Raw genomic sequence first — 6121 nt, forward strand, 5'->3', positions numbered from 1 at the left:
ACAAGAAGTGGGTCGAAGCCGCCAAGTTCCTGGGTTGCCATTCCTTGCGCGTCAACGCTCAGTCGAGCGGAAGTTACTGGGAGCAGATGAAGCTCGCCGCCGACGGACTGCGACGCCTGAGCGAGTTCGGCGCTACGCACCAGATCGGGGTGATCGTTGAAAACCATGGTGGACTTTCGTCAAACGGCACCTGGTTGTCATCGACGATTCACACGGTCAACAACCCGAACTGCGGTACGTTGCCCGACTTTGGCAACTTCCGGGTTGCCAACAACGTCAACTACGACCGCTACAAGGGAACGGAAGAACTGATGCCGTTCGCCAAAGGGGTCAGTGCCAAGTCCCATGAGTTCGATGAAGCGGGCAACGAAACGAAGACCGACTACCGCCGTATGATTCCGATCGTACTGTCCTACGGATATCGCGGCTGGATCGGGATTGAATACGAAGGCTCAAAGCACAGCGAAGTCGAAGGGATCAAGCTGACGAAGAAGCTGCTCGAAACAGTGCACAACGAAATCGCCTCGTGAGGCATTTCGGTCCCTTCTCACGCTGAGAAGACCAGCTCACCCATGCGAGCAGTGTCTTACTTCGGTCAGACACTGCTCGTTTGCCTGCCCGGCGATGGTCGGAACGACTGCCCTACCAGCGTGCGGGTCAGACCCGTTGAAAACCTCCCTCCCACTAGGGGAGAGGCGACTCCTGATGCACGACACTCGGGACGTCGACAGAGCCCTGGAAACACGACGGAACAGGGGGCCAGAACTGGCTGTTCTTTTCAATGAATTCGGCTCCCCAGCGGTAGTGGTCGAACAATCCCGTCGTATCACGACTGAGTAGCCGATAAGCAGCGTAGATCGCCTCAATCGTGGCGAGTCCCCCTTCGGGATTATCGAGAACCTTTGACGATCTCGGGTAAGCCGTAACCAGAGGAGGAAGCGTTCGTACCGGAACGGTGGCTGCGAGCCGCTCCATGGGTTCCACCCAGCGCCAAGTCCCGTCCAGAACCAGTAAGCCGCAATCCCGGTCGGCATCGCTCAGGAGAGGCCCCCCTAACCCCAGTCGAATGTAACCGGGCAGTGCAGGTGGAGTACGGGGATGCTTGTAGAACTGAAACTGTCCCCCCGCGCGGAGGGGATGAACAGTGCATTTCGAGCGGCGTTCTCGGGGATGAACAACGATTATTGTTTGTGGCGGCGTCATGAGGTGCAGGATCGATTAAGCAAGCTCAGGGGTCAAGTCTGCGACTGGATCCCACCCAAGCCCATCGTCATCACTCAGTCACAGCGATGAACGTACTACCAAAGGAGAACCGTTTCTCAAACCCGCGCGGAGGGGATGGTTCCATTCGAACAGGGCTCGGGCGACTGCCCAAGGATCAGGACAGGCTTCATAATTCGCGCCGAAATCAGCATAATTGCAGGCATTCCTCTATTGGCGGCGGCAGTTTTCATGCAGAACTTGATCGTTTTTTGCCAGCGATGCCTCTCGTGGGTAGAACCCCACGCCGAGTTGTGCCCCGACTGTGGCACAACCATAACTCTCGACCAGCCCGATCTGGAGCCGGACTTACTCGACAGGATCATCGGTACGCCACTCATGTTGGTGGGACCGGTCCGTGTCGAACGTCCCCGTCTGCCGAACTATGGTGATCTTGTGGGGACCAGCGAAGGTATGATGTTCCTGCCCCGATTGCATCGGCGCCTGAATGGGGCGTGGGAAGGGGTGACATCCCACCGCGTCCCCGGTTGGTGGCCTTTCCGCGGTGAGCAATCAAATAACCGCTTTCTGGATTGGCTTCGTCGTCCGGCGAATGCTCAACTGGCCGAACCGACCCAGGGCGAAGCTCGCTTCCTGACGGGGTCTCTCTCACAGCGACTGATGGATTCCCCAGGAGCCTTTTTCATTGAACGACGATTCATTCGTGCCATGACCTGTCGGCGAAAGGGGGTCAGACTGGAACGCTCGCCCTATCGAAGCATCACGCTCTTTGACGAATCCCCAGACATGACGCTGCCCGCAGCTCTGGAATTGCTGGAAACTCAAGCAGGCAGGATGGAAGCTCACAAGTAATGACGAGTTTACAGCCGTCGCTCGGCAGGACACCTCATTCATAGCTCAGAATGGGGATCACCGACGTTTGCAGTTCGCCTGCGGTGACGTGGACCTGCCGTTGACGGTCGACATACACATCGACTTCGCTCCGAATACCGAACTCGGGCAGATAAATGCCCGGTTCAATGGAGAAGCAGCATCCAGGAAGGATCAGGCGAGTCTCATGCGTCTCAAGATTGTCGATATTGGCCCCGTTGCCATGTGTCTCCTGACCGATGCTATGTCCGGTTCGATGAACGAAGTACGGGCCATATCCCGCCAGCTCAATCACGCCTCGCGCGGCGTCGTCGACTTCATAACCCTGCAACTTCTGACCCGCGGCAAAACGGTCCCGCACGAGCTGAATCGCGGCATCCCGCGCCGCAGCGACGATTTTGAAGATGGACTCATATTGCACAGGAACCGACGTCCCGACAAAACCGACACGGGTCAGGTCGCTGTAAACCGCACGCGGACGGTCGAGCTTCGCCCAGAGGTCAACCAGAACGAAATCCCCTTCCCGGATCGGTGCCGAACCGGTCTCGTAGTGAGGGTCACCGCTGTGAGCGTTGACTCCCACAATCGGCGGATGATAGGTCGTCAGGCCGTGCTGGGAAAAGTGATCCATGATCACGTCCCGGACCGCTCCCTCGGTTGTCTCACCACGAGTGCGAACTTCGCCAGCGATGAATTTCCAGGCCTTTGCAAACGCAGAATCCGTGTGCTGTCCCGCCTCCAGATGCATGGCCCACTGGTCATCATCCCAGACGGCTTCGAAGAGCTGAATCAGGTCTCCCGAAGGGACGACCTCGCAGCCGTTGGACGTCACGAGTTCGACCGTGCCTGCATCCACGCGCGAGATGTAGGGATTCCCGTTACGCGGAGAATATTCCATCGCAACCCGGGATCGTCCTGCAATCAGGCTGGTAACCCCCGCTTCGAATTCCTGCCACTTCAGATAAATCTGCTTTTCGCCCGGCAGGTGATCCAGCGCACCGGTCTCGATGCGATGAACGAGTTTTACAGGCTCGCCCTGAGCCGGGATGAAGTACATCCAGCGTCGAGAGCCAACAGGCCCGTCCTCGAACTGAAGAATGCGGCGGGCAAGAATATTGCTGCCACGAAAGTCATACAGCAGCCACCCATCGAGTTGGCTTTCACGAACGGCAGACTGAATCGCGGCCAGGTCGAACATGATTCTTCTCGCCAGCAGGATCAGCCCGTGAAAGGGCACCCTGCTTTCATATTAATTGGTCGGGGTAGCAGTCGATTTGGTTTTGGACGGCTTGGCGGGGGGTGCGAAACCTCCCAACCCTCGCTTCACCGATTGAACGAATTCGGGGTCGAGACTATCGATAAACGATTGTGCTTTGACCGCATGTGCTGGCAGTTGATCCACTTTTTCCGCGGGGACATCTTTCCGGCACATCAGAGCATAAGCAACGATCTTTTCCTTTGCGGAACGGGTATCCCACGGATAGTTGCCATAGTCGTTCTTCAGCCGTTCCAGGGGAACCCAATCCTTCCAGCGTGCCAGATCAACGACGACCATGTCAGCAAATTCAGGGCGGTCCAGAAAACGCCGCATCGCCGCTTTCAGCGTCTCTTCACCAAACTGACGACGGCGGTAGTCCCACAAGAAGATGAGCGTCGTCCGCAATGCATCCAGATCAGCAATACGAGGGTCATCCGGGGACAACTCGTCCTCGAGAGAGCCGAGCTTGCGTTCGATCAATTCCCGCAGTCCCGGCTCACCTCGCAGCAGCAGGTATCCCCCCATCATTCCCTCGATCCCGATCCGATTCTGCGTAGGATCGATGGGTGCCATGATGCGCTGATGCAGATAGTCGGCGTCTTCGTCATTTCCGCACAGGCCGAGCAACATCCCATAGAAAGCTCGTCGCACAATGAGCTGGGGATTGGGATCTTCAAGCCATTTTCTGACTTGGGAACGCGAAATCTTCGGTGCGAGCAATTCGACGTCTTCGTACTTTGCCTGAGCAAATTCCGAGAACGCATCATTCGAGATCACATTATTCTCGTGATCCAGAAATTTGAGAAAGTATTCCAACCGCTCGACCTGCGGTTGTTCATGCGAAGGGGCTTTACGAATGTAATCATATTCGCTGCCCAGTTCGTCCATCTCGATCGGCAGCGACCATTCCATCTGGTCGTCTTTAAGCTGCCCCATCAACAGGAAGAGGTCTCCCTCTTTGGCAGTCAGTCCGAAAGGTGTCACGATCTTCGGCGCGAGCTTCGTCTTTTGCGAATCGCGGATCGCTTTCAGGACTTCGAAAGTGGTTTTCTGCATGGAAAGTTCCTCACCATTTTCGGAGTTGAGGAACTTCACCACACAAGCCGAATCGGACTCCGCCAGCTTTTCGCTCAGCGTGGAATCCGTCGGCGGACAATAAGGGCAGGCGTGAGCCATCAATACGGCCGTTGCCGTAATGGTGGTCGCAACTACCATGAGTACGAACTGCCGAGTCCGTGGCATTTTAACTCTCACTCGAGAAGGCTCGTCATGGAGCCAGTTCAGCAGCACTACGGGGCCTGTAACGCCGAATTCCGAACGACTGTCACATCCATTCAATCGTCATACCCGGTTCCCCGAAGCGTGGTTTGTCGCTGCAGAAGAAGCCGTCGCTACTTGAGCAGGAAGAACCGCTTGGCCTCATTGACAGTTTTGGGGTCCTTCTTTTCCAGCTCTTCCAGACACTTCTGCCCTTTGATGACGTGTGCGGGCAGTTCAGCGACTGTGGTCTTTTCGCTGGAAGGTTCCGAGGCGCCAGCATTCGAATCGGGTGTTTCCGTTTTCGCTTCGCCCAGGTCTTTGGTGCTCGACAACATATAGCGGACAATTGCCCGTTTGACCGAGGGGAAGCTCGTCTCGTCGTCGTAGATGACCATCAGTTTGTCCTGCACGGACCAATCCTTCATGCGGGACAGGTCAGCGATGACGAGATCCGCCAGTTCGGGTCGATCGAGCAGGAGGCGTGTCGCTTGCCGCAATCGTTCAATGGAGATTTTCCCATCGCCGTACTGCCACATGAAGCGGATCGCCTGGATCGCCGCATAGGTTTCACTGAACGGGGCACTCATATTAATGAGCTTTTCTTTTTCGATCAGATCCAGCCCTTTTTCCCCCGTGAGCAAGAGGTAGCCCCCCATGATCCCGTCGATCCCGAGCCGGAAGTCATCCGTCGGTTCGAGGATCCGGGATTGCATCAGCTTGACATCTTCGTCATTACCACAAAGCCCCAGCATCATGCCATACAGCCCTAATCGACCTGGCGAAACATCTTTCGAGGTCAGCCATTTTCGCAGCTTTTCGCGGGGGAATTCATCCGAAAGTTTGGCAACGTCAGCATAGGCGGCATTCGCAAATTCGCCGAACGCATCATCACCAATCATCTTGTCTTCGGACTCGAGGTACTTGAGGAAATACTTCAATCGCTCGCCAGCAGCCACTGTCGGCTTGGGAGAATTCCGCATGTACTCGTAGGCGACCTTGGAGACCTCGAGCGGGCTGCCCCACTCGATGGCCGAGTCGACTTTTGTGCCGAACAGCATGAACTGATCACCGGGCTTCGCCGTTCGGTAACGAATCAGAGAGATTGGCGAACCTGGAGCCAGTTTTCCCCCTTCGGCCTGGTGGACGACTTCAATGACCTCAAGTTCCGTGGTTCCCGCGTCGGATAGATTGGCAGGTCGGCCCCCAGTCCATTTGGCCAGCACCACAGCGTCGGCCTGAGCAACTTGCTCAGACAAGGTCAGAGAGGGCGCCGCGCAGAACGGACAGGACATCGCCAAATCGGACAGCATGAAAATCGCTGCCGCCAGTGCCAGTACCGTGGAACACTTCAATAACCGAAATCGACTCATTATCAGATCTCCTCCAGGGAGAAGTCGCAAAGGGAATGACAACTCAACCATTCAGGGAATGGTATCAGAAAAGGGGCCAAGTATCGCAAGTTCAGAGAATTTTGAGCTGCTGGTCACGCAAAAAACTGTCGTAAACAATTGT

General features: G+C 56.1%; 6 protein-coding genes. 2 read left to right on the forward strand and 4 right to left on the reverse strand.

The annotated features are described in order from the left end of the window. Positions 1 to 530 (forward strand): sugar phosphate isomerase/epimerase family protein (locus tag VGE80_RS21675; RefSeq protein ID WP_440594094.1); only part of this gene is annotated, 530 nt, incomplete at its 5' end. Positions 531 to 684: 154 nt separating this feature from the next. On the opposite strand, the gene VGE80_RS21680 is transcribed toward VGE80_RS21675, so the two are convergent. Continuing rightward, entirely contained in the window at positions 685 to 1203 is a 519-nt protein-coding gene (locus VGE80_RS21680; protein WP_373650377.1) for a hypothetical protein, read from the reverse strand. Between the two features lie 249 nt (positions 1204 to 1452). Here VGE80_RS21680 and VGE80_RS21685 point away from each other — a divergent pair, with 249 nt between their 5' ends. Next, positions 1453 to 2073 carry a hypothetical protein gene (locus VGE80_RS21685; protein ID WP_373650376.1) on the forward strand — a complete coding sequence of 207 codons (621 nt, stop codon included), beginning with the start codon at positions 1453 to 1455 and terminating at the stop codon, positions 2071 to 2073. 34 nt (positions 2074 to 2107) lie between these two features. Here the strand turns inward: VGE80_RS21685 and VGE80_RS21690 are convergent, their stop codons facing one another. The 3 genes from VGE80_RS21690 to VGE80_RS21700 form a co-directional block, all read right to left on the reverse strand. Continuing rightward, a complete protein-coding gene (locus VGE80_RS21690) occupies positions 2108 to 3289 on the reverse strand; it encodes a M24 family metallopeptidase (protein ID WP_373653854.1) in 1182 nt (393 codons plus the stop codon). A gap of 51 nt (positions 3290 to 3340) precedes the next feature. Further along, positions 3341 to 4591 (reverse strand): hypothetical protein, encoded by a 1251-nt coding sequence (locus VGE80_RS21695; protein ID WP_373650375.1) that lies wholly within the window; start codon positions 4589 to 4591, stop codon positions 3341 to 3343. Positions 4592 to 4740: 149 nt separating this feature from the next. Beyond that, positions 4741 to 5979 (reverse strand): hypothetical protein, encoded by a 1239-nt coding sequence (locus VGE80_RS21700; RefSeq protein ID WP_373650374.1) that lies wholly within the window; start codon positions 5977 to 5979, stop codon positions 4741 to 4743. Positions 5980 to 6121 lie beyond the last annotated feature (142 nt).

Source organism: Schlesneria sp., assembly GCF_036405755.1.
Classification (GTDB): Bacteria; Planctomycetota; Planctomycetia; order Planctomycetales; family Planctomycetaceae; genus Schlesneria; species Schlesneria sphaerica.